The sequence below is a fragment of the Chromobacterium haemolyticum DSM 19808 genome, from assembly GCF_000711885.1.
Lineage (GTDB): Bacteria > Pseudomonadota > Gammaproteobacteria > Burkholderiales > Chromobacteriaceae > Chromobacterium > Chromobacterium haemolyticum.
The window spans coordinates 315557-341198 of the sequence record NZ_KL543995.1; the positions used below are offsets into that span (position 1 = coordinate 315557).

25 protein-coding genes and 2 tRNA genes are annotated in these 25642 nt (G+C 61.5%); 16 read left to right on the forward strand and 11 right to left on the reverse strand.

The window, feature by feature from the left end:
* Positions 1-52 precede the first annotated feature (52 nt).
* Positions 53-433 carry a Co2+/Mg2+ efflux protein ApaG gene (apaG, locus tag BR71_RS21090; protein ID WP_019101389.1) on the forward strand — a complete coding sequence of 127 codons (381 nt, stop codon included), beginning with the start codon at positions 53-55 and terminating at the stop codon, positions 431-433.
* Positions 434-770: 337 nt separating this feature from the next.
* Complete coding sequence (locus BR71_RS21095) at positions 771-2564, forward strand: ABCB family ABC transporter ATP-binding protein/permease (RefSeq protein WP_043641805.1); 1794 nt, start codon at positions 771-773, stop codon at positions 2562-2564.
* Between the two features lie 49 nt (positions 2565-2613).
* On the opposite strand, the gene BR71_RS21100 is transcribed toward BR71_RS21095, so the two are convergent.
* From BR71_RS21100 to BR71_RS21120, 5 genes are all read right to left on the reverse strand, one after another.
* Positions 2614-3009, reverse strand: a complete 396-nt coding sequence (locus BR71_RS21100) for a hypothetical protein (RefSeq protein WP_052370961.1) — start codon at positions 3007-3009, stop codon at positions 2614-2616.
* Between the two features lie 70 nt (positions 3010-3079).
* Positions 3080-3805 carry a metallophosphoesterase gene (locus BR71_RS21105; RefSeq protein ID WP_052370963.1) on the reverse strand — a complete coding sequence of 242 codons (726 nt, stop codon included), beginning with the start codon at positions 3803-3805 and terminating at the stop codon, positions 3080-3082.
* Positions 3806-3935: 130 nt separating this feature from the next.
* A complete protein-coding gene (locus BR71_RS21110) occupies positions 3936-4601 on the reverse strand; it encodes an HD domain-containing protein (protein WP_043641807.1) in 666 nt (221 codons plus the stop codon).
* A 188-nt stretch (positions 4602-4789) separates the two neighbouring features.
* Complete coding sequence (locus tag BR71_RS21115; protein WP_019101394.1) at positions 4790-5716, reverse strand: pseudouridine-5'-phosphate glycosidase; 927 nt, start codon at positions 5714-5716, stop codon at positions 4790-4792.
* A gap of 25 nt (positions 5717-5741) precedes the next feature.
* The gene (locus tag BR71_RS21120; RefSeq protein WP_043641809.1) at positions 5742-6824 is read right to left on the reverse strand and encodes a PfkB family carbohydrate kinase; all 1083 of its coding nucleotides are present in this window, start codon (positions 6822-6824) and stop codon (positions 5742-5744) included.
* Positions 6825-7241: 417 nt separating this feature from the next.
* On the opposite strand from BR71_RS21120, the gene BR71_RS21125 reads away from it, so the two are divergent.
* On the forward strand, positions 7242-7430 hold the full coding sequence (locus BR71_RS21125) for a putative motility protein (protein WP_043641810.1): 189 nt from the start codon (positions 7242-7244) through the stop codon (positions 7428-7430).
* Between the two features lie 60 nt (positions 7431-7490).
* Here BR71_RS21125 and BR71_RS21130 read toward each other — a convergent pair whose 3' ends face one another.
* The 5 genes from BR71_RS21130 to trxB form a co-directional block, all read right to left on the reverse strand.
* Positions 7491-8318 carry an alpha/beta hydrolase gene (locus tag BR71_RS21130; RefSeq protein ID WP_232060563.1) on the reverse strand — a complete coding sequence of 276 codons (828 nt, stop codon included), beginning with the start codon at positions 8316-8318 and terminating at the stop codon, positions 7491-7493.
* The gene (locus tag BR71_RS21135) at positions 8318-9721 is read right to left on the reverse strand and encodes a PhoH family protein (RefSeq protein ID WP_043593601.1); all 1404 of its coding nucleotides are present in this window, start codon (positions 9719-9721) and stop codon (positions 8318-8320) included. Before BR71_RS21135 ends, BR71_RS21130 begins: the two co-directional genes overlap by 1 nt.
* A gap of 57 nt (positions 9722-9778) precedes the next feature.
* A complete protein-coding gene (locus BR71_RS21140; protein ID WP_043641816.1) occupies positions 9779-10231 on the reverse strand; it encodes a peroxiredoxin in 453 nt (150 codons plus the stop codon).
* A 98-nt stretch (positions 10232-10329) separates the two neighbouring features.
* Positions 10330-10953, reverse strand: a complete 624-nt coding sequence (locus BR71_RS21145) for a Smr/MutS family protein (protein ID WP_043641818.1) — start codon at positions 10951-10953, stop codon at positions 10330-10332.
* 4 nt (positions 10954-10957) lie between these two features.
* On the reverse strand, positions 10958-11914 hold the full coding sequence (gene trxB, locus BR71_RS21150; RefSeq protein ID WP_043641820.1) for a thioredoxin-disulfide reductase: 957 nt from the start codon (positions 11912-11914) through the stop codon (positions 10958-10960).
* Between the two features lie 579 nt (positions 11915-12493).
* Here trxB and tig point away from each other — a divergent pair.
* The 11 genes from tig to BR71_RS21205 all read left to right on the forward strand — a co-directional run bounded on the left by tig (position 12494) and on the right by BR71_RS21205 (position 23534).
* Positions 12494-13801 (forward strand): trigger factor, encoded by a 1308-nt coding sequence (gene tig, locus BR71_RS21155; protein ID WP_019101402.1) that lies wholly within the window; start codon positions 12494-12496, stop codon positions 13799-13801.
* Between the two features lie 18 nt (positions 13802-13819).
* Positions 13820-14452 (forward strand): ATP-dependent Clp endopeptidase proteolytic subunit ClpP, encoded by a 633-nt coding sequence (gene clpP, locus BR71_RS21160; protein WP_019101403.1) that lies wholly within the window; start codon positions 13820-13822, stop codon positions 14450-14452.
* Positions 14453-14471: 19 nt separating this feature from the next.
* Positions 14472-15746, forward strand: coding sequence for an ATP-dependent Clp protease ATP-binding subunit ClpX (clpX, locus tag BR71_RS21165; protein ID WP_019101404.1), 1275 nt, complete (start codon positions 14472-14474; stop codon positions 15744-15746).
* Between the two features lie 143 nt (positions 15747-15889).
* Complete coding sequence (gene lon / locus BR71_RS21170; RefSeq protein WP_043641823.1) at positions 15890-18307, forward strand: endopeptidase La; 2418 nt, start codon at positions 15890-15892, stop codon at positions 18305-18307.
* A gap of 54 nt (positions 18308-18361) precedes the next feature.
* Positions 18362-18751: an HU family DNA-binding protein gene (locus BR71_RS21175; RefSeq protein WP_474456863.1), complete on the forward strand. Its 390-nt coding sequence runs from the start codon at positions 18362-18364 to the stop codon at positions 18749-18751.
* 44 nt (positions 18752-18795) lie between these two features.
* A tRNA-Val gene (locus tag BR71_RS21180) sits at positions 18796-18871 on the forward strand.
* 6 nt (positions 18872-18877) lie between these two features.
* Positions 18878-18954 (forward strand) — tRNA-Asp (locus BR71_RS21185).
* A 72-nt stretch (positions 18955-19026) separates the two neighbouring features.
* Complete coding sequence (locus BR71_RS21190; protein WP_043641825.1) at positions 19027-20862, forward strand: SurA N-terminal domain-containing protein; 1836 nt, start codon at positions 19027-19029, stop codon at positions 20860-20862.
* A gap of 370 nt (positions 20863-21232) precedes the next feature.
* Positions 21233-21970, forward strand: a complete 738-nt coding sequence (locus tag BR71_RS21195) for a methionine ABC transporter ATP-binding protein (RefSeq protein WP_052052234.1) — start codon at positions 21233-21235, stop codon at positions 21968-21970.
* Positions 21970-22656, forward strand: a complete 687-nt coding sequence (locus BR71_RS21200) for a methionine ABC transporter permease (RefSeq protein WP_043641827.1) — start codon at positions 21970-21972, stop codon at positions 22654-22656. Before BR71_RS21195 ends, BR71_RS21200 begins: the two co-directional genes overlap by 1 nt.
* Positions 22657-22724: 68 nt before the next feature.
* Complete coding sequence (locus BR71_RS21205; RefSeq protein ID WP_019101410.1) at positions 22725-23534, forward strand: MetQ/NlpA family ABC transporter substrate-binding protein; 810 nt, start codon at positions 22725-22727, stop codon at positions 23532-23534.
* 268 nt (positions 23535-23802) lie between these two features.
* Here BR71_RS21205 and BR71_RS21210 read toward each other — a convergent pair whose 3' ends face one another.
* The gene (locus tag BR71_RS21210) at positions 23803-24078 is read right to left on the reverse strand and encodes a metal/formaldehyde-sensitive transcriptional repressor (RefSeq protein WP_019101411.1); all 276 of its coding nucleotides are present in this window, start codon (positions 24076-24078) and stop codon (positions 23803-23805) included.
* Positions 24079-24211: 133 nt separating this feature from the next.
* Here BR71_RS21210 and BR71_RS25045 point away from each other — a divergent pair, with 133 nt between their 5' ends.
* Together BR71_RS25045 and BR71_RS25050 are read left to right on the forward strand one after the other, a co-directional pair.
* Positions 24212-24400 (forward strand): HoxN/HupN/NixA family nickel/cobalt transporter, encoded by a 189-nt coding sequence (locus BR71_RS25045; protein WP_052370964.1) that lies wholly within the window; start codon positions 24212-24214, stop codon positions 24398-24400.
* The gene (locus tag BR71_RS25050; RefSeq protein WP_052370966.1) at positions 24388-25338 is read left to right on the forward strand and encodes a HoxN/HupN/NixA family nickel/cobalt transporter; all 951 of its coding nucleotides are present in this window, start codon (positions 24388-24390) and stop codon (positions 25336-25338) included. Before BR71_RS25045 ends, BR71_RS25050 begins: the two co-directional genes overlap by 13 nt.
* Positions 25339-25642 lie beyond the last annotated feature (304 nt).

The following is a 25642-nucleotide window of genomic DNA, read 5'->3' on the forward strand; positions in this document are numbered from 1 at the left end:
AAGCGTCCCGGCGGGATAAAATGAAGCACAAACAACAAAAGGAGCGCTGAACATGGCGGAAAAAACCTACCGTGTCGAAGTGGAAGCCGAACCGCATTACATCGAAGAACAGTCCAATATGGCCAACGACATCTATGTGTTCGGCTATCGCATCCGCATCACCAACACCGGCAGCGAACCGGCGCAACTGGTCAGCCGCCACTGGATCATCGCCGACGCCAACGAGCAGGTGCAGGAAGTGCGAGGCATGGGCGTGGTGGGCGAGCAGCCGCGCATCGAGCCGGGGCAGTCTTTCGACTATTCCAGCGCCACTCATCTGAAAACGCCCTACGGCTCAATGAAGGGCAGCTATCAGTTCCTGGCCGACGACGGCAAGCGTTTCGAGGCCGAAATCCCCGAGATGAATCTGGTGGCGCCGCGCGTGCTGCATTGATGGCCCGTTCCATGTCCGCTGCGCGTTGGCGACGCGGCGTTGAAGCCGGAGCTGGCATGCTCATGCGTCGCTTGACCATGCCGTTTCCGTCAGCCTCAACGCTTTGCCTCGCTCCATCTCGCTAGACTTTGAACCGGCGCCGGGGCTTCACAAAGCCGGCGGCGTTATTTTTCCCTTGGCCAGGTCCACCAGACGATGAAGGTGGCCAATCCGCCGGCAATCGCCGCTTCCAGCAATAATATCCACATGTCCGCGCCCCCTGGCGAGCGTTGATGATGTTTGCACAACAACTCAACTCTCACTTTGGAACAGCTTGACCCAACAGGCAATCCCGAATATGCGCTTTACCCATTCCGGCCCGGCTCCTAGCCGCCGAAACGATGTCGCCACCCTCAAAACGCTTTTGCCCTATTTGTGGGTGTTCAAGTGGCGGGTGCTGCTGGCGCTATCCTGTATGGTGCTGGCCAAGGTGGCCGCGGTCAGCGTGCCCTTGTATCTGAAAGACATCGTTGATCAACTTTCGGTGCCGGCCACCCTCTTGGCGTTGCCGGTGTTGGCGCTGACCGGCTATGGCTGCGCCCGCTTGTTGTCCAGCGTGCTGGGGGAACTGCGAGACGCGGTGTTCGCTAGGGTGATACAGGGCGCGGTGCGCAGCGTGGCTGGCGGCGTGTTTCAGCATCTGCTGCGGCTGTCGTTGCGGTTTCACCTGGAGCGCCAGACCGGCGGCATGAGCCGCGACATCGAACGCGGCACCAAGGGCATAGGCTTTCTGCTCAATTTCACCGTGTTCAACATCCTGCCCACGCTGCTGGAAATCGGCATGGTCACCGCCATTCTTCTACACCGTTACGCCTGGCCGTTCGCGTTGGTGACTTTCGGCACCATCGCCGTCTACATTGCGTTCACCCTGGTGGTGACAGAGTGGCGCACCGTTTACCGCCGCAGCATGAACGATCTGGATTCCAAGGCCAACGCCAAGGCAATCGACGCGCTGCTGAATTACGAGACGGTGAAGTACTTCAACAACGAAGGCTATGAGGCGGAGCGCTACGACAAGAATCTGGCGGCCTGGGAGGCTTCCGCGATCAAGAACCAGGTATCTCTGTCCATGCTCAACGCCGGCCAGGGCCTGATCATCGCCAGCGGCGTCACTTTGATCATGGTGTTGTCCGCACGCGAGGTTGTGGCCGGGAGGATGACGGTGGGGGACGTGGTGCTGGTGGCCACTTTCATTACCCAGTTGTACGCGCCCTTGAACTTCCTGGGTTTTGTCTATCGCGAGATCAAGCATTCGCTGGCCGACATCGAGCGCATGTTCGCGCTGCTGAGCGCCAACGAGGAGGTGGCGGACGCGCCAGGGGCTGAGGTCTTGGCCGCTCGGGCGGCCGGGGTGCGCTTCGAGCAGGTGGGGTTCGCTTATGAAAGCAAGCGCCGGATTCTAAGCGAAGTCAGTTTCGAGATTCCGGCCGGCAAGACGCTGGCTGTGGTCGGCGCCAGCGGCGCCGGCAAATCCACGCTGTCGCGCTTGCTGTTCCGCTATTATGACGTTGGACAGGGGCGGATTCTGGTCAACGGCCGCGACATTCGCGAACTGACTCAGGACAGCCTGCGCGCCCATATCGGCATCGTGCCGCAGGATACCGTGCTGTTCAACGACACAGTGTATTACAACATCGCTTACGGCCGGCCGGGAGCCAGCCGCGAGGAGGTGATAGCGGCGGCCAAATCCGCGCATATCCACGACTTTGTCAGCGGTCTGCCGGATGGTTACGACACGATGGTGGGCGAGCGAGGGCTAAAGCTGTCCGGCGGGGAAAAGCAAAGGGTGGCGATTGCGCGCACTATTCTGAAGAACCCGCCCATTCTGATTTTCGACGAGGCCACCAGTGCGCTGGACTCCAGAACCGAGAAGGCGATCCAGCGCGAGCTGGCGGAGATATCCGCCAACCGCACCACTTTGATCATCGCCCACCGGTTGTCCACCATTGTCGACGCCGACCAGATCCTGGTGATGGAAGCCGGGCGTGTGTTGGAGCAGGGCGCGCACCGGGAACTGTTGGAGCGCGGCGGCCGCTACGCTGAGATGTGGCGCTTGCAGCAGACCGAGCAGCCGGCGGCCGACGAGGCCTGAGAATCTGTTCAGAGTCTGCCGCGTGCCGGTGGTGGTGTCTTGAACAGGCTCAGGGCTGGCGGCGGCCGGCAGCCTTCAATTCGCTCATCGCCGCCAAGACGCCGTCGGCCAGCGTCAGCATGCGCTGGCAGTCGGCCGCTTGCGGCAGGGGAGAAAAGTCCAGCTTTGGGGCCAAGGCCTGCAAGGCGCGGCGGGCGCTGGCGGCGACATCGGCGGCCAGATTGAAGTCGCCGGGCGACATCACCCGGCCATTCCGGATTTTCTTGTAGTATACGGCCGCCATCTGCGCGTATTGGGCCGAGGTTTGCTGTGCGGCCAAGCTGGGCTCCAAAGCCTCCAGCAAGCTCATGATTTCGCGACAGGCCTGTTCCGCGGCGTTCCAGCGCTTGTCCTGTTGCTGGCGTTGCTGCGCCTGGGGCTTGGTCGCGGCTTTCTTGCTGGCCATCTTGAACTCCTGGGATAAAAGACAGAGCGCCGCATTCTAGCCATCCCGGCCGCGGCGCGCCACCGTCGCGCTATTCGTGCAGGTGGAAACCTAGCAGAGCGTCGTCTTCACTGGGCAGAGACAGTTCGACGAAGTCGTTCAGGCAGAACAGAGTCAGTTTGCCGCCGTAGACGGCGCCGGTATCCAGGTTCAGCACATTGTCAAAGCGGGTGGCGCTGGTTTGCGGGGTATGGCCCACCAGCAGCAGGTCCACCCCGCGCACGACGCCGCCGCGGCCGTGGCGCGCGCGTTCTCGAGACCATAGCGTGACGTTGCGGCTGGTCTCCGGCAGGGTGCCGTTCTCCAGGCCGGAAGTCAGCGCTTCCCAGTCGTTGTCCGGGCAGTCGGCGTGCAGCACGCCGATCTTGCCGCCGTCCGCATCGGTAACTTCAATGGCGTATGGCAGGCGCTGAAAAGCAGTCAGGCAGGCTTGCCGCTGAGGGGCCGGCAGCGTCAGCAACCAGGAGCCTCCGTTGTTCACATGGCGGACTTCGGCTTGCTTGTCCCCCAGCAGCGAGTCAATCGCCAGTTGCTCGTGATTGCCGCGCACCGCATAGAACCAGGGTTGCGCCAGCCACTCCAGCACTGCTGCGCTGTCGGCGCCGCGATCTATCATGTCGCCAACCGACAGCAGGCGATCGCATTCGGGATTGAAAGCGGCCATTTTCAGCAAGCGCGACAATTGGCGGAAGCATCCGTGAATGTCGCCAACCGCCCAGTCTCGGCCTTGGGTATTGCTTTGCAGCTTCAGAATCATGCTTGAACTCGGGGGTGGGGTGCGTTTATTTTGCGCCATGCCCATGGTTTTGTCATTGAGTTGATAGTTTCAAAGCTAGAATTGTTTTGATTTGACTATCAATGGCTTACCGAGTTCGGCGCCGTCTGGGCTAGCCGGTTAACCATTCCTGGCAAAATTGCCGGCGGAAGTCGCGCAACCATTGCAGCCGCAGTTCCGCCATTTTTCTGCCGGCTTCTGTTTGCATCATGGCCGGCAATTTGGCGAGTTTGACCTCGATGTGATCCAGCGCCCAGCGGCGGTCGTCCAGTTCGCGGGCCTCGCCCAGCGGGTCCAGAGGGTGGGCCAGCGCGGAGTCCATGCGCCCGGCGGTATAGAACAGCCGCGCCAAGCCGACGGCACCCAGCGCGTCCATGCGGTCGGCGTCCTGCACGATGCGGGCCTCCAGGCTTTGCGGCGGTATGGCGGCGCTGAAACTGTGCGCCTCGATGGCGTGGGCGACGCCGTCCAGCCGGTCCGCCGGAAAATCGCTGGCGGCCAGCAGCGCGCGGGCGCGCGCGGCGGCCTGGCGCGAGGCCAGGTGGCGCTCCGGGTGGTTCTTCGGCAAGTTGACCAGATCGTGCAGATAGCAGGCGGCCAGCACGGTCAGCGCGTCAGCGGCGGGGTGGGCGTCCAGCAACTGTCGGGCGCAGGCCCAGACACGGTGAAAATGGTTCAGGTCGTGGGCGCCGTCGTCGTCGCCCGGCTGTTGTTGCAGCAGGTCGATCAGGCGGGCGCGCCAGACGTCGATAGTCGCATTGGGGAGGATGGCGTTCATGGCGGCGGCAAGGATTGGGGCAGGGGATTACAGCCCCAATCCGCGTTGCCGTCAAGCTGGCCATTTAGAGCGGCTAACAAAAATCAGTTTCACGGCTGAGGCAAGGCGCGCCGACGCAGGCGGTACTTGAGTACGGCAAGTCGGCGCAACGCAGCATCAGGGGTTTGTTAGCCGCTCTTGGCAGGTGCTTAGCCTGCGTTCATCTCGCAGTAGCGCGCGGCGATAGCGGAGGCCAGGCGGGCGTTGTTCAGCACCAACTGGATGTTGGCGGCCAGGCTGTTGCCGCCGGTCAGCTCGCAGACGCGGGCCAGCAGGAAGGGGGTGGACTCCTTGCCGGCTACCCCTTGCTCCTCGGCTTCGCGCAAGGCCTGCTCGATGGCGGCGTCTATCTTGTCGCGCGGCATCGCGTACTGCTCCGGAATCGGGTTGGCCACCACCATGCCGCCGCGCAGCTCCAGGCTCCACTTGGCCTGCATTGCGGCGGCGATGTCGGCGGCTTCGTCCAGACGGTGATCCAGTTTGAAGGCGCTGTCGCGGGTGAAGAAGGCCGGGAGGTGGTCGCAGCGGTGGCCGATGACCGGCACGCCGTGGGTTTCCAGGTATTCCAGCGTCAGTCCCAGGTCCAGGATGGACTTGGCGCCGGCGCAGACCACGGCTACCGGGGTTTGCGCCAGTTCCTGCAGGTCGGCGGAAACGTCGAAGCTGCGTTCGGCGCCGCGATGCACGCCGCCGATGCCGCCGGTTGCGAACACGCGGATACCGGCCATCGCGGCGATGATCATGGTGGAGGCTACCGTGGTGGCGCCGCTGCGCTTGCCGGCGACGATGAAGGGCAGGTCGCGGCGGCTGACCTTGGCGATGTCGCGGCCGCCCTTGCCCAGGTATTCGATCTCATCCGCGCTCAGGCCCGCTTTCAAGCGGCCGTCGATGATGGCGATAGTGGCCGGCACCGCGCCGTGGGCGCGGATTTCCGCTTCCACTTGCAGCGCGGTTTCCACGTTCTGCGGATAGGGCATGCCGTGGGAAATGATGGTGGATTCCAGAGCCACTACCGGGCGGTTGGCGGCCAGTGCCGCGGCTACTTCGGGGTGGATATCGAGATGGGCGTTGTGCATTGCGTGCTCCTTGTTGATGACGAGATCAGGCGTTCAGATAGGCATCCACTGCCGCGCGCGACAGAGAAGGGTTGTTGGTGGCGGCGCAGGACAGTGTCAGCGCGGCGCAGCCGCGGGCAAAGCGCACGCTGTCCGCCAGCGACAATTCATTGAGCCAGCCCCAGACCAGGCCGGCCATCAGCGCGTCGCCGGAGCCGGTGGTGTTGACGATGGCGCAGTCCGGCGCGTTCAGCCAGCCGTCGCCGGCTTCGCCGCTGTAATAGATGCCGGCGCCGGCCATGCTCAGCACCACGCGGCGCACGCCTTGGCCATGGAACCAGCGCGCCGCATCCGGTGCGTGTTCCGCCCGCTCCAGCGGCAGGCCGGACAGGGCGGCGGCTTCCAGGCGATTGGGTTTGAGCGTATGTATGCGGGACAGCCAGGGTCGAATGCGTTCCGCCTTGAACGCGGATACCGGGTCGACAAATAGCGGCTTCTCGCCGCTTTCGGCTATCAGCCAGGCGAGCGCGTCTGCGCTCAGATTGGTGTCCGCCACCACCGCGCCCGCATGGCGCACCAGATCGCGTTGCGCTTGCAGGCGTTCCGGTGTCAGCCGGTTGAGGATGTCCATATCGTTGATGGCCAGCGCCATGTCGCCGTCGGCCTGCTGGATGGACAGATAGGTGGAAGTGGCCGCGTCCGGCAGCGTCAGACAGCCGCGGACGTCGACGCCAGCGCGCTGGGTGGCTTCTAACAGCGAACGGCCGTGGATATCGTCGCCCACCACCGAAACCAGCCGGCAGTCGGCGGCCAAGCGCGCCAGATTTTCCGCTACGTTGCGAGCCACGCCGCCGGGCGAACAGCGTACCTGGCCGGGATTGGAGTCGCCGTGGCGCAGCGCGGCGGCGGCGCTACCGACAATATCCATATTGGCGCCGCCGACGGCGGCGACATAGCGCTGCTCGGCCAGGATGTAACCCTTGCCGCGGATGTGACCCTTCTGCGCCAGGTTCATGATATGCCCAGCCACCGCCGAGCGGCTGATGCCCAGCTGATCCGCCAGCTCCTGCTGCGGAATCAGCGGATCGCGGCGCAGCAGGGCGAGGATTTGTTGTTCCCGCTCTGTCATCAAACATTTGTCCGTTTTGCAAACATTTGTCCGATATTACTGCTTTGGCATGTCGCGGGTCAAGGGCGGCGCATTTCTCATGGAGATAGTCGCGGGCAGATGAGACGGTGATCACGCCGGACGCGCTGAGGCAGCATGGCTACCGGCTGTTCTTCATTCACTTGCATGAGCGGCGAGTCATCGCGGAACGCCAGTGAAACGCTTGGATGGATGAGCGGGAAATCGATCAGGTATAGGCTGTGCAAGCGCATGGATGGGGGAGAATGAGGGTAGCGATGGTTATGCGCGGAAATGGCGAGGCGTGCTCGGCGCTGTAGTGTATTGGATACAAAAGACTAAATTCTGCGATGACAGCCTGAGGCAATGCGTCTAGACTATAGCCATGCGCATTGTGCGTGTTTCAAAGGGAGGCAAAGTATGGATGGATTGAGTCAGATCAGCGGGCAAGGCGTATCCAACAGCCTCCAGATCTACGCATTGAAAAAAGCCATGTCGGCGTCGGCGCAGTCGGCTTTGAGCCTGGTGCAGGGCGCGTCCGATAATATGGCGCAGGCCCAGGCCAGCAATCCCGCCCATCTGGGGCAGAACATCGATACCCGCGCCTGATCCGGCGCGGGAACTGAAAAAGCGGCCTTGGCCGCTTTTTTTATTACGGATTGTGGGCGTTCAAGCGCTGAGCGCCTGATCCCAATCCTCGGGGAATTGGCGTTCCAGCCAGTTCGCCAGCCATTCGGCCACGCTCTCCCAGCGGGTGTCCAGCATCATCATGTGACCAAGATGGGGCAGGATGTCCGCCGCCACGTCCAGGCGGCGCGCGGTGGCCACTACGTCCTCAGGCCCCACCAGCCGGTCTTCCGCCGCGCCCAGCACCAGCGCCGGCAGCCTCGTCAGCGGCCGGTTGGTCAGCGGGTTGACCAGGGTCATGTCCATTAATGCGCGCTGACTTTCCTGTTGGCAACGGCTGATCAGCAGCTCCACGGCCGATTCGGGCGCGTCCGGCGATAGCAGCATGTCTTTCAGTTCGATGAACTCCGGGTCGTACAGGCCGTGCTGGTACATATTGAGCTTGAGAAACAGGGCGGGCGCCTGCGTCAGCAGCCTCAGGCTGGAAGAGGCCAAGCCGGTGGGCGGCACCGAGGCCAGCAAGGCCGCGCCCGGAAGCTTGTGGCGGCTCAGATATTGCTGCACCACATAGCCGCCCATGGAGTGGCCCACCATCACCGGCGCGGCCGGCAACTGTTTGAGCGCGAAGTCCAGATTGCGCACATAGTCGTCGATGCCGATGGCGGCCAGGTAGTCCCGGCCCTCGCTGCCGCCGTGGCCTTCCAGGCTTAGCGCCCAGCAATCGTAACCTTGCCGGGCGAACCAGGGCATGAAGTTTTCCCGCCAGCACCAGGCGCCGCAGAAGGCGCCGTGAATGAACAACAACGGCGGCGCATGGCGCGCCGCCGTTGTGGCCGGGGCTTGATGGAGCAGCTCCAGGCGGGGGTGCATCACAGTACTTCTGCTGCGTGGTCGGCCAGCCGCGAGCGCTCGCCGCGTTGCAGTGTGATATGGCCGGAATGGCCCCAGCCCTTGAAGCGGTCCACCACATAAGTCAGGCCGGAGCTGCCCTCGGTCAGGTAGGGGGTGTCGATCTGAGAGATATTGCCCAGGCAGACCACCTTGGTGCCGGGGCCGGCGCGGGTGATCAGCGTCTTCATTTGCTTGGGCGTCAGGTTCTGAGCCTCGTCTATGATCAGGTATTTGTTGAGGAAGGTGCGGCCGCGCATGAAGTTCAGCGATTTGACCTTGATGCGGGAGCGAATCAGATCGCGCGTCGCGGCGCGGCCCCAGTCGCCGCCGTCGTCATCGCTCTTGTTGAGCACGTCCAGATTGTCCTCCAGCGCGCCCATCCACGGCGCCATTTTTTCCTCTTCGGTGCCTGGCAGGAAGCCGATGTCCTCGCCCACCGGCACGGTGACCCGGGTCATGATGATTTCGGAGTACAGCTTCTGTTCCAGCGTCATCGCCAGGCCGGCGGCCAGCGTCAGCAGCGTCTTGCCGGTGCCGGCCTGACCCAGCAGCGTGATGAAGTCCACCTCAGGATCCATCAGCAGATTGAGGGCGAAGTTCTGCTCGCGATTGCGCGCGGTGATGCCCCAGACATTGTTTTTGTGGTGGCTGTAGTCCTTCAGCGTCTGCAGCACCGCGGTCTTGCCTTCCACCTGAGTCACTCGCGCCTGCAGCGGCTGGGCGCCTTCCTGCCACAGCATCTGGTTGACGTAGAGATTCTGGCCGTCCGGGCCTTTGACCTGGTAGTAGCTGCGGCCTTGTTCCTGCCAGGATTTCATGTCCTTGCCGTTGCGCTCCCAGAAGCTCTCGTCAATCTCCCGGGTGCCGGTGTACAGCAGGTCTGTGTCTTCCAGTACCTTGTCGTTGAAATAGTCTTCCGCGTCCAGGCCCAGCGCGCGGGCCTTGATGCGCATATTGATGTCTTTGGATACCAGGATCACCGAGCGGCCCTGCTGCAGTTCCTTCAGCGCCATCACGATGCCGAGGATCTGATTGTCGGCCTTGCCCACCGGCAGCGACGGCGGCAGCACGCTGTGTATCGCCTGAGTCTGCAGGATCAGCTTGCCGGTGGCGGCGTCGCGGCTGGCGTTCTTCAGCGGAATGCCGGATTCGATTTTGGCTTCGGCGCCGCTAACGATCTCATCGAGGAAACGGCTGGCTTGGCGCGCATTGCGCGCCACTTCGGACATGCCCTTCTTGTGGGTGTCCAATTCTTCCAGCGTGATGATGGGGATGAACACATCGTGTTCTTCGAAACGATACAAGCAGGTGGGGTCGTGCAGCAGCACGTTGGTGTCGAGAACAAACAGCTTGCTGGCGCTGATTTTTTTGCGGCTGGCCATAATGATCCCCTGGTTTTATCGCGGGGCGGTCCGGTGGCCGGCCGCCCCGACGCGGTTTTAGAGCGTCTTAACGAAGTCCAGCACCGCCGCGGCGTGGCCGGGCACTTTGACGCCGCGCCATTCGCGCGCGATGTGGCCGTTCCCGTCAATCACGAAGGTGCTGCGTTCAATGCCTCTGACTTGTTTGCCATACATATTCTTCATCTTGATGACGCCAAACAAATTGCAGACGGTCTCCTCTGTGTCGGACAGCAGTTCAAACGGCAGCTCCAGCTTGGCCTTGAAATTTTCATGGGATTTCAGACTGTCGCGGGAAATGCCGACGATGGCGGCCCCGGCGGCGGCGAATTCGGCATGGAGGTCGCGGAAGTCCATGCTTTCATTGGTGCAGCCGGGAGTGTTGTCTTTGGGGTAGAAGTAGATCACCAGCGGCTTGGGGCTGGAGGACAACTGAAACGTGACGCCGGCGGTGCCGGGCAGGGTGAAGTCGGGGCAAGCAGTGCCGGACATGCAGTAACTCCTGTGGTGGAACTGGGTGGTGCGTCCGCCTTGTTTTGAGATTAGCGGATTCCCGCCCGGTTAGACAATGGGAATGGGTAACGAAATTTTCACGGCGCGTGTTCGCGCCGCAGCAGCACCAGAAGCGCGCCGGCGCCGCCCATGGTTTCGCCGGCCTCGCAGAAGGCCAGCACGTCGGGGTGGTGCTTGAGCCAGGCGCGCACCATGCGTTTGAGAACTGGCTGGCCGTTGGAGCCGAAGCCCTTGCCGTGTATCACCCGCACACAGGGGCCGTGTCGGCGCGCCTGGTGCAGGAACAATGCCAGCGCGTCCTGTGCCTGATAGCGGTCGCAGCCGTGCAAGTCGAGCTGACGCGTCACCGGCCAGAAACCGGCGCGCAGCTTCTTCAGCGTGGCCGAAGGCATGCCGGGTCGGGCGAAATGGGCGTCGACCTCGGCGGGTTCGAACCAGCCCACCATGTGCTGTAACAAGGCCTGCTGCACTGCTTCCGACGCTTGGCCGTGCTGATGGCGGCGGCGCGGATGCGGGCTGGGCTTGGGGCGGGGGCTGGCGTGACGGCCATCCGGCTTCATGGGCTTGACGTCGCGAAACAGCTGGCGGAAATCCGGCTCCGGCTCGGCCTGCGGCGCGGCGGAAACGGAAACGCCAGCAGGCGCGCGGGAGTCGCGCACCTGCTGGCGCATGCCTTGCAAGGCTTTCTTGAAGGCTTTCAAGCGTTTACCTCAGGCTGTCCAGATAGCGTTCCGCGTCCAGGGCGGCCTGGCAGCCGGAGGCCGCGCTGGTCACCGCCTGGCGGTAGATATGGTCCTGCACGTCGCCGGCGGCGAATACGCCCGCCACGCTGGTGGCGGTGGCGTTGCCTTCGCGGCCGCTCTTGGTGATCAAGTAGCCGGTAGCGTCCATTTCCAGCTGGCCTTTGAAGATTTCAGTGTTGGGTTGGTGGCCGATGGCGACAAACAGGCCCATCACCTTGATTTCTTCAGTGGCGCCGTCCTGCATCGATTTCAGGCGCAGGCCGGTGACGCCGGAGTCGTCGCCCAGCACTTCGTCCAGAGTGGCGTTCAGCTTCAGGCTGATCTTGCCTTCCTTGACGCGGTCCATCAGTTTGTCGATCAGGATTTTCTCTGCGCGGAAGGTGTCGCGGCGGTGGATCAGGGTGACGTGCTTGGCGATATTGGCCAGGTACAGCGCCTCTTCCACGGCGGTGTTGCCGCCGCCGATCACCGCCACGTCCTGATTGCGGTAGAAGAAGCCGTCGCAGGTGGCGCAGGCGGACACGCCCTTGCCCTTGAAGGCTTCTTCTGACGCCAGGCCCAGGTATTTGGCCGAAGCGCCGGTGGAGATGATCAGCGCGTCGCAAGTGTACTCGCCGGCATCGCCCACCAAACGGATCGGTTTTTCGTGCAGATGCGTGGTGTGGATGTGGTCGAACAGGATTTCGGTGCCGAAGCGCTCGGCGTGTTGCTGAAAGCGCTGCATCAGTTCCGGGCCCATCACGCCGGCGGCGTCCGCGGGCCAGTTGTCCACATCGGTGGTGGTCATCAGCTGGCCGCCTTGCGCCAGGCCGGTGATCAGCACCGGCTTCAGGTTGGCGCGCGCCGCGTAAACAGCGGCGGTGTAGCCGGCGGGGCCGGAGCCAAGAATCAGCAGGGGGCTGTGGCGAGTCGTGGTCATGATGTTTTCCTGTGTGAGAAGCGGTAAGAGAGCCGATGGCGACGGTCCGGGGCGGAGTGCTTGGAGCCGAGAACGCGCCGTTCAGTTCTGAAGTATGGAGCCAAGCCGGCGGAATCCAAGCTCCTGACGCCCGCCGGCGTCGGCCGCGCCTGCGCGGCGGCGACCGTTTCGGCTGACAATATACAAGAGCGGCGAGGCAAGGTTAAGGGCCGGCGTGATTGGAATATTCAACATTGCTGATTGAAATCCTTTATCGCCCGTCCAGGCCGTCCTATTGGCCGGGCTTGGTCCAGGTCAAAATCATTTGCGCATTCACGCGTTGATTCAAAAGCTTGCCGTTTCTCGGGTCGTCCTCATGCCGGAATTCGTGGCGGGGCTGGGCCCGCCTGGCCCGCCGCGGCCGCGTGGCGGCTACTTGCCAGCGCCGGCCGCGTGCTATACTGTCCGCTTTCGCGTTGGGTGCGTGGTGTAACTCCACGCAGCGCCAGTCTAAGGTGAGGCAATGTCCTTCGAGTCTGCCGATCCGTGGCGTCGTACCGTCCCAGATGACTAAACCTGTCACACACTTAAGGATTTAACATGCAAGTACAGCTGGAAACATTGAGCAATCTTGAGCGCCGCATGAATATCGCCCTGCCGATGGCGGCTATCGACACGCAAGTGGCCGAGCGCCTGAAGCGCGTGGCCCGCAACGCCAAGATTCAAGGTTTCCGCCCGGGCAAGGCTCCGTTGAAGATCGTGGAAATGAACTACGGCGCCCAGGTGCGTGAAGAAGTGATGGGTGAGCAGGTTCAACAGGGTTTCTACTCCGCCGTGAGCGAGCAGAAGCTGCGTGTCGCAGGTTACCCGCGTTTCGAGCCGGTAGCCGCTGGCGACGACAAGGAAAACTTCAAGTTCGCAGCCACTTTCGAGGTTTACCCGGAGGTGAAGCTGGGTGAACTGGCCGGCAAGGAAGTGGAAAAGCCGCTGACTCCGGTGACTGACGCCGAAATCGAGAAAACCATCGATATCCTGCGCAAACAGCGCACTCGCTACAACCGCGTTGAGCGCGAAGCCGCCACCGGCGACCGCGTGATCATCGACTTCAAGGGCGCCATCGACGGCGTGGCCTTCGAAGGCGGTTCCTCCGAGAACTTCCCGTTCGTGCTGGGTCAGGGCCAGATGCTGGCCGAGTTTGAAGCGGGCGTTGCCGGCATGAAGGAAGGCGACATCAAGAGCGTGGAAGTGAGCTTCCCCGAGGACTACCACGGCAAGGACGTGGCCGGCAAAACCGCCGTGTTCGAAATCCTGCTGAAGAATGTGGCCGAAGCCGTGCTGCCGGAAGTGAACGAAGAGTTCGCCAAGCAGCTGGGCATCGCCGACGGCGACGTAGAGAAAATGCGCGCTGAAATCCGCAAGAACGTGGAGCGCGAAGTGAAGCGCCGCCTGCAGGCCCGCACCAAGGAAAACGTGATGCAGGTGCTGTTGGACTCCACCGAGATCGAACTGCCGAAAGCCCTGGTCAGCCTGGAAATCGGCCGTCTGGTCGAGCAAGCCCGTCGCGACATGCAGCAACGCGGCATGAACGTCAAGGACATGCCGTTCCCGCCGGAGCTGTTCGCTCAACAAGCCGAGCGCCGCGTGGCTCTGGGCCTGATCCTGTCCGAAGTCGTGGAATCCAACAAGCTGGAAGCCAAGCCGGAGCAGGTCAAGGCCATGATCACCGAGTTTGCCGACAGCTACGAAGATCCGGCTGAAGTGCTGACCTGGTACTACGCCAGCCCGGACCGCCTGGAAGGCCCGACTTCCATGGTGCTGGAAGACAATGTGGTTGAATTTGTGCTGTCCAAGGCCAATGTTGTAGAGAAAGAACTGTCCTTCGACGCCCTGATGGGCAACAACGCCTGATAACAGCTGGAGTGGCCGATGAAATCGATGATGGAACCTCAAGGTCTGGGCCTGGTGCCCATGGTGGTGGAACAAAGCGGCCGCGGCGAGCGCGCGTATGATATCTACTCGCGTCTGCTGAAGGAGCGCATCGTTTTCCTGGTGGGCCCCGTCACGGATGAGTCGGCCAACCTGGTTGTGGCGCAGATGTTGTTCCTTGAATCGGAAAATCCGGACAAGGATATTCACTTCTACATCAACTCGCCGGGTGGGTCGATTACCGCGGGCATGTCCATTTACGACACGATGAACTTCATCAAGCCGGATGTTTCCACCTTGTGTATCGGCCAGGCCGCCAGCATGGGCGCCTTCCTGCTCGCCGCCGGCGCGCCGGGCAAGCGCTTCGCGCTGGCCAACAGCCGGGTGATGATTCACCAGCCGCTGCTGTACGGCGGCGGTCTGTCCGGCCAGGTCACCGATATCGAGATCCACGCTCGCGAACTGGTCAAGGTCAAGGCCAAGATGAACGAGCTGTTGGCCAAGCACAGCGGTCAACCGCTGGAGCGGGTGATGGCCGACACCGAGCGCGACAACTTCATGTCCGCCGACGAGGCACAGGCCTACGGCTTGATCGACAAAGTGCTGACGTCCCACAAGGACGTGAAAGCTTAAGGAGTGATGGAATCCGCCAATGGCTGACAAGAACAGCAATGAAAAGCTTCTCTACTGCTCTTTCTGCGGCAAGAGCCAGCATGAAGTCCAGCGCCTGATCGCCGGGCCGCAGGTCTTCATCTGCAACGAATGCGTCGAGTTGTGCAACGACATCATTCGCGAGGAGCTGGAGAAGGGCGTCGGCGATGCCGCGTCCGCCCCCGAAGACAGTCCGCTGCCCACGCCTCAGGAAATCCGCGCGGATCTCGACCAGTACATCATTGGTCAGGATTTCGCCAAGAAAACCCTGTCGGTGGCGGTGTACAACCACTACAAGCGCCTGAGCAGCCCGGCAAGCAAGAACGATGTCGAGCTGGCCAAGAGCAATATCTTGCTGATCGGCCCGACCGGCTCCGGCAAGACCTTGCTCGCCCAGTCGCTGGCCCGTCTGCTGGACGTGCCCTTCGTCATCGCCGACGCCACCACGCTGACAGAAGCGGGTTACGTGGGCGAGGATGTCGAGCACATCATCCAGAAGCTGCTGCAAAAATGCGATTACGACGTGGACAAGGCCCAGCGCGGCATTGTCTACATCGACGAGATCGACAAGATCTCGCGCAAGTCGGAAAACCCGTCCATCACCCGCGACGTATCGGGCGAGGGCGTGCAGCAGGCGCTGCTGAAGCTGATTGAGGGCACCGTTGCCTCGATTCCGCCGCAGGGCGGCCGCAAGCATCCGAATCAGGAATTCATTCAGGTGGACACCACCAACATCCTGTTCATTTGCGGCGGCGCTTTCGACGGCCTGGAGAAGATTATTCGCCAGCGCTCGGAGAAGGGCGGCATTGGTTTCGGCGCCGACATCAGCTCCAAGGATGATGGCAAGAGCTTGTCCGTGTTGTTCCAGGAGGTGGAGCCACAGGATCTGATCCGTTTCGGTCTTATTCCTGAGCTGATCGGCCGGCTGCCGGTGGCGGCAACGCTGGAGGAGCTGGACGAGGAAGCGCTGGTCACCATCCTGACCCAGCCGAAGAACGCGCTGATCAAGCAGTATCAGAAGCTGTTCTCGATGGAGTCGGTGGAGCTGGAGGTTCGTCCGTCCGCCTTGCGCGTGATCGCCAAGCAGGCGCTGATCCGCAAGACCGGCGCGCGCGGCTTGCGCTCCATTTTGGAACGGGCGCTGCTCGACACCATGTACGAGCTACCGTCCATGGCCGATGTGGAAAAAGTGGTGGTGGATGAAAAGGTTATCGACAAGGGCGACAAGCCGTTGTTCATCTATCGCGACAAGGACGACAAGGCGCAATCGGCCTGATTGTTCGCCGCGAATCCGGAGACCGCCCAAACCGGGCGGTTTTTTATTTGTAGAGCCGGAAATCTGATTTAGTATGGGGGTGTTGAATTTTACTGTCCGCCCCCCATCTCCCAAGCATTGTTTCACAAGCAAGGTTAGGTGATATGCCGCAACCCGCAGAACTCAAAGAAGAATCCACGCTGCCATTGCTGCCATTGCGCGATGTGGTGGTCTTCCCCCATATGGTCATCCCGCTGTTCGTCGGCCGCGCCAAGTCCATTCGAGCGCTGGAGCTGGCGATGGACGAGGGCAAGCAAATCCTCTTGGTGGCGCAGCGTTCCGCCTCCAAGGACGAACCGTCCGCCGACGATCTGTACCCAGTTGGCACCATCGCTTCGGTGTTGCAGATGCTCAAGCTGCCGGACGGCACCGTCAAGGTGCTGGTCGAAGGCCGTCAGCGCGCGATGATCGAATCCGTAGGCGAGGAAAACGAGTGCTTTGTCGGCGCCTTCAAGCCGCTGAGCCCGGAGGCCGAGGAATCGACCGAGACCGAGGCAATGCGCCGCGCGCTGCTTGCCCAGTTTGAGCAGTATGTCAAACTGAACAAGAAAATTCCGCCGGAGGTCTTGAACTCGCTGGCCGGCATTGACCGCGCCGGCCGCATGGCCGACACCATCATCGCTCACCTGCCGCTGAAGCTGGAGCAGAAGCAGGAAGTGCTGGAGATGTTCGATGTGCAGCAGCGCCTCGAACACCTGATGTCTCAGCTGGAAGGCGAGATCGACATCCTCCAGGTGGAAAAGCGCATCCGCGGCCGCGTCAAGCGGCAGATGGAAAAGAGCCAGCGCGAGTACTACCTGAACGAGCAAGTGAAGGCGATTCAGAAAGAGCTCGGCGAAATGGACGAGGTCAGCGACCTCGACGAGCTGGAAAACAAGATCAAAGCCGCAGGCATGAGCAAGGAAGGCCGCGAGAAGGCGATGTCCGAGCTCAAAAAGCTGCGCATGATGTCGCCGATGTCGGCCGAAGCCACCGTGGTGCGCAATTACATCGACACCCTGCTCGAACTGCCGTGGAAGAAGAAAACCAAGATCAGCAAGGACGTGGCCAAGGCCGAGGAAGTGCTGGACGAGGATCACTTCGGTCTGGAAAAGGTCAAGGAACGCATCCTGGAGTATCTGGCGGTGCAACAGCGCGTCGACAAGCTCAAGGCGCCCATCCTGTGCCTGGTGGGGCCGCCGGGCGTGGGCAAGACCTCGCTGGGTCAGTCCCTGGCGCGCGCCACCAACCGCAAGTTCGTGCGCATGGCGCTGGGCGGGGTGCGCGACGAGTCCGAGATCCGCGGCCATCGCCGCACCTATATCGGCTCCATGCCGGGCAAGGTGCTGCAGAACATGAGCAAGGTGGCGGTGAAAAACCCGTTGTTCCTGCTGGACGAAGTGGACAAAATGGGCGCGGATTTCCGCGGCGATCCGTCGTCGGCGCTGTTGGAGGTGCTGGACCCGGAGCAGAACCATTCCTTCATCGATCACTACGCCGAAGTCGAATTCGACTTGTCCGACGTGATGTTCGTGGCCACTGCCAACTCGCTGAACATTCCGCCGGCGCTGCTGGACCGGATGGAGATCATCCGCCTGGCCGGCTACACCGAGGACGAGAAGGTCAATATCGCCACCAAATACCTGCTGCCCAAGCAAATGAAGGCCAACGGCGTGCAGGAGGGCGAACTGGCGGTGCAGGAGTCCGCGCTGCGCGACATCGTGCGCTATTACACCCGTGAGGCCGGCGTGCGCAGTCTGGACCGCGAGATCGCCAAGATCTGCCGCAAGGTGGTGACCAGCGCCTCGCTGAAGGCGGGCAAGGCGGCCAAGGTGACGGTCAGCGGCCGCAATCTGGACAAATACCTGGGCGTGCGTCGCTTCGACTACGGCATTGCCGAGGACGAGAATCGCATCGGCCAGGTTACCGGGTTGGCCTGGACCGAGGTGGGCGGCGAACTGTTGACCATCGAGGCGGTGTCGCTGCCGGGCAAGGGCAACATCATCCGCACCGGCCAACTGGGCGAGGTGATGCAGGAGTCCATCACGGCGGCGATGAGCGTGGTGCGCAGCCGCGCGCGTTCGCTGGGCATCAAGCCGGACTTCTACGAGAAGAGCGATATGCACATCCACGTGCCGGAAGGCGCGACGCCCAAAGACGGGCCAAGCGCCGGCATTGCGATGACCACGGCCCTGGTGTCCATCCTGACAGGCATTCCGGTGCGCGCCGACGTGGCGATGACCGGCGAGATCACGCTGCGAGGCGAGGTGTTGCCCATCGGCGGCCTGAAGGAGAAGCTGCTGGCCGCTCACCGCGGCGGGATCAAGCATGTGTTGATCCCCAAAGGCAATGAAAAAGATTTGGTTGAAATTCCCGCCAATATCAAGCATAAAATCGAAATCCATGCCGTTAAGTGGATAGACGAGGTCTTGACCTTGGCGTTGGAGCGGCAGCCGGAGCCTTTGCCGGAGGAGGACAAGCCGGCGGAGGAGTTGCGAGCGACGCAGGAAGCGGCGCAAGGCGTGTCCGTGATGAAGCATTAAGAATCATGGCCTTAGCCGAACGTTGAATAACTTGTGTGCAAGCGGCTTTCCAGCGTGTTTGCGAAATGGCAAAATGCCCGTCAAAGCCGCTTGACACAAGGATTTCGCCCTTGCTATAAAGCAAGCGGTTTTTATCCGAATTACGTAGACCGAGAACGACGAAAGGGGACTTACGTGAACAAGTCTGAACTGATTGACGCTATTGCCGCTGAGGCCGATATCTCCAAAGCCGCCGCCGCCAAGGCGCTGGACGGCATGGTGGCCGCTGTAACCGACGCTCTGAAAAAGGGCGACACCGTGACCCTGGTGGGCTTCGGCACCTTCTACGTTGGCGAACGCGCTGAACGCAGCGGCCGCAACCCGAAGACCGGCGCCACCATCAAGATCCCGGCAGCTCGTTCGCCGAAGTTCCGTGCTGGCAAGGCACTGAAAGACGCGCTATAATTAGCGGCCTTGGCAGCCCCTAGCGGCTGGCAAGGTGTTTCGAGGGGCGTTTAGCTCAGTTGGTAGAGCGTCTGCCTTACAAGCAGAATGTCGGCGGTTCGACTCCGTCAACGCCCACCACAGTCCGGAGCGGTAGTTCAGTTGGTTAGAATACCGGCCTGTCACGCCGGGGGTCGCGGGTTCGAGTCCCGTCCGCTCCGCCAGAACTCACAAAAAGGTGAACGAAATTCAGCGTTCACCTTTTTTTTTGACAAGGGTGGCTCAAGCCAATCGCCATGTTCGAGTTTGTCCAGAACAATAAAGTCTTCATTCAGGTTGTATTGGGAGCTGTTGCGCTGACCTTCGTGGGCTTCGGCGTGGGCAGCTATGAAGCAGCTTCCGACGACCCTTATCTCGCCAAGGTAGGTTCCTCCAAGATTTACAAGCGCGATCTGGATCGAGCCTTGGAAGGCCAGCCCACCGATCCGGCCAGCCGTCAGGCCGCGCTGGAAAACCTGATTCGCCAAGAGCTGCTGCTGTCCGACGCACACGACCGCGGCGTCACCGTCAGCCCCGAGCAGTTGCGCAAAGTCATTGCCTCCATTCCCGCCTTCCAGGACAACGGCAAGTTCAGCCCGGAACGTTATCGCGAGTTCCTGCAAAACCGCTACCCGTCGCCTGAGGCATTCGAAACCCAGGTCAAACGCGACCTCGTGCTGCAAAGCCAGCTGACCGGCATCGCCGGAACCGAGTTCGTCGCGGGCACGGTGGTCAATCGCTTGGCCGGTCTGTTGGGCGAGGGCCGCGAAGTGCGTTCCTTGCTGTTGAAGCCGGCGGACTTCGCCGCTGAAGTCAAAACCGACGAAGCATCGCTCAAGGCCTTCTACGACGCTAATTTGAAGCGTTTCCGCGTGCCGGAGCGGGTCAAGCTCGATTATGTGCTGCTGTCCCAGGATGCGTTGGCTCAAGGCGTCAAGCCCAGCGACGCCGAGCTGCAGAAGTACTACGAAGAACACAAGGCCGAGTTCAGCAATGAGCAGCGCCGTGCTTCTCACATCTTGCTGACGGTGGCCAAGGACGCCAAGCCGGAGCAGAAGGCCAAGATCAAGGCGGAAGCCGAGGCGTTGTTGAAGGATGTTCGCGCCAATCCGGCTCGTTTCGCGGAGTTGGCCAAGGCCAAGTCGCAAGACCCGGGTTCCGCGGCCAATGGCGGCGATCTGGGCTTCTTCGGCCATGGCATGATGGTGAAGCCTTTCGACGACGCGGTGTTCCGGATGAAGCCGGGCCAGATCAGCGAAGTGATCGAGACCGAGTTCGGTTATCACATCATCAAGCTGGACGAGGTCAAGGCGCAGGACTTCGCCGAAGTGAAGGCGGCTATCGCCGAGAAGCTGCAGCGTCAGCAGGCGGGCAGCCTGTTCCGCAGCCAGGCCGACAAGCTGACCGAGCTGGCTTATCAGCAGGGCGACTCATTGAAGGCTCTGCAGGAGCAACTGAAGCTGCAGCCGCAGCATTCGGATTGGCTGAGCCGCGGCAAGCCGGCGGCGGACCCTCTGCTCAACAGCCCCAAGGTGCTTGAAGCGGCGTTCAGCGAGGACGTGCTGAAGAAGAAACACAATAGCGAGCCAGTGGATATCGGCAACAACCGCCTGTTGGTGGTGCGCGTGGCCGAGCATCAGCCGGAGCGTCAGCAGTCGATGGACGAAGTGCGCGATGTAATCAAGGCCGAACTGGTGGCCAAGGAAGGCGCCAAGCTGGCCGAGAAGAAGGGCCAGGCCCTGTTGGCTGAGCTGAAGGCGGGCAAGGGCGACGGCAAGGCCTGGGGCGAATCCAAGACCCTGCTGCGCCGCGATCCGGCCGGGTTGCCGATTGGCGACGCGCGCGCCGTGTTCGCCGCTCAGGCGGGCAAGCTGCCGGCCTTCGCCGGCGCCAAGCGTGATAACGGAGAATACGCGCTCTATCGCATCGATAAGGTGATTCCTGCACCGGCGGCCAGCGAGGCCGAACGCGGCCAACTGAGCGCCATTTTGGGCGAGATGAACGCCAATGCTCAGTTGTCCAGCTATCTCGACACGCTGCGTCAGAAGTACAGCGTGACGATGGGCAAGCAGGGTTTGTCCGACGCTCAATAAATCCGTGTTGGAGTTGTCTCATCGCCGCCGTCAGCGCTTGCTGGCGGCGGTTTTTCATATGTTTTGCGCTGATTTGTTTATAGCTATTCCCGCTAAGAGAGACGTTTTTTTGAACTGGATGAGACAATTTCAATGTTTTTTGGGGCGGGGCTATTGACTGAAAACGAAAAAAGATGTTCAATCATAAACAAATTTAGTCGCCGATTTGAACACAGCTTGCGGGCGTAAAACAGCTAAAGCGTGGGTAAGCAGACCCAGGAAACAAACCAGCATCTGCTTACAGTAATCTCGATTCAGCAGTGATTCCGAAGATTCCCATGCAAGGCCCGCCAAGCTCATTGGCGGGCCTTGTGTTTTTGGAGTGTTTGGAATGATTCATCTGCAAAATGTTCGTAAGCGTTTCCGTCATCCCGAGGGTGGCTGGTTCGACGCGGTCACGGACACCTCTCTTACCATTCGTCCGGGCGAAGTCTTCGGACTGATCGGCTTTTCCGGCGCCGGCAAGTCCACTTTGCTGCGCCTGATCAATTTGCTGGAGCGTCCGGACCACGGCGCGGTCATCGTCGATGGCGAAGACCTGACCAGCTTGTCCGCCAAGGCTTTGCGCCGCGCGCGCCAGAATATCGGCATGGTGTTCCAGCAGTTCAATTTGATGGCCAACCGCACCGTGGCCGGCAATGTCGCCTTCCCGCTGGAAGTGGCGGGCTGGGCTAAGACGGACATAGACAAGCGCGTCAACGAATGTCTGGAAGTGGTGGGTTTGCTGGACCGCGCCAACCACTACCCGGCCCAATTGTCCGGCGGTCAGAAGCAGCGCGTCGGCATTGCCCGCGCCCTGGCACCCAGCCCCAAGGTGATTCTGGCCGATGAGCCCACATCGGCGCTGGACCCGAAAACCACTCAAGCCGTGTTGGAGTGCCTGAAAGACATTAATCAACGCTTTGGCGTCACTATCGTCATCGTCACTCATGAGATGGGCGTGGTGCGGGCGATCTGCCATCGCGCGGCGGCTTTGGACGCCGGCCGAGTGGTGGAAGTGGTGGATGTGTCGGATAACGAAGTGGCGGCGGATTCCGATCTGGCGCGCTCGCTGCTGGAGGCCGCGTAATGGATGCCGCAACCCTGAACGAAGCATTGCAAAACCTGGCGAGCATGGGGCCGGAAATCTGGCAGGCCTTCCAGGAAACGCTGGTGATGCTGGGCATAGGCCTGAGCGCGGCCGTCTTGCTGGGCGGCCCGCTGGGCATCGTGCTCTACCTGACCCAGCCGGGCCAGCAGTTCGCCAACCGCGCGTTGAACGGCGTGTTGGGCTGGGTGGTGAACCTGGTGCGTTCCTTCCCCTTCATCATTCTGATGGTGTCGTTGGTGCCGCTGACGCGGGCGCTGGTGGGCAGCACCATTGGTCCGGTGGCGGCTTCGGTGCCGCTGGCCTTCGCCGCGATTCCGTATTTTGGTCGTCTGGTCGAGCAGACGCTGCGCGAGATTCCTCGCGGAGTGGTGGAGGCGGCCGAAGCGATGGGCGCCAGCCCGCTGCAGATCATTTGCAAGGTGCTGCTCAACGAGGCGCGCTCCGGCCTGATTTCCAGTCTGACCATCCTCACCATCAGCTTCCTGAGCTATACCGCGGTGGCGGGGGTGGTGGGCGGCGGCGGCATTGGCGACTTGGCCATCCGCTATGGCTACTACCGTTATCAGACCGATGTGATGGTGGCCATGGTGCTGATGCTGGTGGTGCTGGTACAGATCATCCAACTGCTGGGCAACCGGCTGGCGGCCAAGCTCGACAAACGTTGACATTCGCCGGCGCTTGGCGCCGGCATGGTGGACCTTTTACCTATCAATGGACAAAGCAGGAGAAAAAAATGCGTAGATTCGTGATCAAGGCAGTGGCGGCTTCGGTATTGGGATTGGCGGCGGCGGGCGCGGCGCTGGCGGCGGACCCGGCCAAGAAGGACATCGTGATTGGCACTACCGTCGGCGATTTCGGCGACATGGTCAAGCAGTCGATCAAACCGATTCTGGAAAAGCAGGGCTACAAGGTCAAGCTGGTGGAGTTCACCGACTATGTCCGCCCGAACCTGGCTTTGCAGGAAGGCGCGCTGGATGTGAATGTGTTCCAGCACAAGCCCTATCTGGACAACTTTGTCAAAGAGCACAAATTGAGCCTGAAAGAGGCTTTCCAAGTGCCGACCGCGCCGCTGGGCATTTACGCTGGCAAGATCAAGGCGCTGAAAGACGTCAAAGTGGGTTCCACCGTGGCCGCCCCCAATGATCCGTCCAACTTTGCCCGCGCACTGGTGATGCTGGCCGATCTGGGCTGGGTCAAGCTGAAGCCGGGCATCAACCCCTTGACCGCTTCCGAGCGCGACATCGCCGTCAATGTGAAGAAGATCAAGATTATTCCGCTGGAGGCCGCACAATTGCCGCGTTCGCGCAGTGATGTGGACTTCTCGGTGATCAACGGCAACTACGCCACCAGCTCCGGCATTAAGCTGACCGAGGCGGTCTATCAGGAGAAGAGCTACGCCTATGTCAACTGGGGCGCGGTGCGCACGGCTGACTTGAGCAAGCCCTGGGCCAAGGACGTGGTGGCGGCTTACAACTCGCCGGAGTTCAAGGCTTTCGCCAAGCAGAAATACGCGGGCTACAAGCTTCCGCAGAACTGGAAGTAAGCGAGATTGTTATTCGCGCGCCGGCCAACGGCCGGCGGCGCAGGATTTCTTGTAACACTCCTGGCTACAAGACTTGGTGGGAGGGCTTAGCCCTCCCTATTTTTTTGCGCGCTTAGAACCTGTTCAAAGTCTGCCGCGCTTCGTGGAGCGTTGTACCGTGAGTACAAGCTCAAAATGCTCATGTACCACGTGACCATTCCGCTTTTTCGCTCATTTTCGCCTTGTCTCGCCCTTGCTCGCGAGACTTTGAACAGGCTCTTAGGGGCTCTTATTTCAGGTAGGAGCGCAGCACACTCGTCACCTGTTCCAAGTCTTTGCCGCGCTGTGCGGGGTCGACAGCCTCCGGGCCCAGGTGCTCGCGCAGATGGCCCTCGATCACTTCCATCATCAGTCCATTGACAGCGCCGCGTACTGCGGCGATTTGTTGCAAAATTGCCGAGCAATCAACTTCCTGTTCCAGTGCGCGTTCCAACGCTTCCGCCTGGCCTTTGATGCGCCGGACGCGGGTCAATAACTTCTTCTTGTCTTTCACTGTATGCGGCATGCGAGTGGACGTCCCTTATTGTTGATAATATACTGGGGTATAGTATATGGGCGCAGCTTTGCTGCGGTGTCGCCGGTTTGTCCCTCCGAGAGCGGGGAGGCCGGCATGAACGTATTGTAAAAGAAGGCTGAAGATGCCGCCAATCGCCGAGCTGATTCAACAAGGAAGTATTAATCTCTGGTTGTTCATTCCTTCCGCCATCCTGCTGGGGGCGTTGCACGGGCTGGAGCCCGGGCATTCCAAGACCATGATGGCTTCTTTCATCATTGCTATCCGCGGCAGCATCGGCCAGGCCGTGCTGCTTGGCCTGTGCGCTCGCTGATCGTTTGGCTGCTGGCTGCGCTGGCGCTCAAGTACGGGAATCAGTTGATTGCCGAGCAGGCGGAGCCTTATCTGATGCTGTTTTCGGCTGTCGTGGTCATGGTGGTGGCAGCCTGGATGCTATGGCGTACTTGGCGAGACAATCTAGCCGCTCGGGCCATGCTGAAGCCGCCTCAGGGCGGCCGCATGATAAACACCGGCCATGGCTTGATGGAGGCGCTGCCCGTGCGGGAGGAGGGGCTGCGCGTGGCCTTGTACCAGTACGACACCGGTTTGCGACGGCTGAAGCCTGATGGACGTGGCTTGTCGCTGGCTTGGCGGCGCGGCGAAGAGCAAGGAGTGCTAGGTTTTGAAACTGAGGGGGAGTATCTGCTCAGCCCGTGTTTGCCCGCTGGAGCGCTTGTAAGCGCTTTGCTCTTGAGTCACGGCGGTCACGCTCATCGCTACCCTTTGCAGCTGGAGGCAATGGGCGGCGCCGAGCGCGCCGGGCCCTACCGTCGGGCGGAGGGCGCGGGGTCGACACAACGAGCGCGTCGCGCGTCGGCGGCGCTGCCCGTTTATCAAGACGCGCACGAACGCGCGCACGCGGAACAGATTCAGCGGCGCTTTGCGGGCAAGGAGGTAGGCAACGCTCAGATTGCGTTGTTTGGCCTGACTGGGGGCTTGATACCGTGCCCGGCCTCGGTGACTATTTTGCTGCTATGCCTGCACCTGAAGCACTTTTCCCTGGGGGCTACCATGGTGGCTGCGTTCAGCCTGGGTCTGGCCTTGGCGCTGGTCAGCGTTGGGGTGTTGGCGGCCTGGGGCGTGCGTCAGGCGAGCGCCCGCTTTGGCGGGCTGGGCGAATGGGCGCGGCGCGCGCCCTATCTATCTGCCGGTTTGATGTTGCTGGTTGGGTTGGCGATGGCCGCGCAAGCCGCGCGCGGCCTGGTCGCTTAGAACCTGTTCTAAGCGTCTGTTTACGATCTCGCGAGCTAAGGCGAGACAAGGCGAATGGCCGAAGAAGCGGAGTGTGCAGTGGTGCATGAGCATTCTGAAGCGGTTTTCAACGCCGTATCGCTGATGCGCAGCAGATCGTAAACAGGTTCTAGGACCCGCTAAGCAAACATCTGATCCTCCCTTGCGCCTCTTTGTCGTTGCCTGCGTCCGCGCGCCTAGGCTCAGGTTCTCCGCGAGGTTTTGTTGGCGGCTTGAAGTCCGCGGCGCATCGTAAGACGTGGCGCGGCGAGTGCTCCTTGCGAAA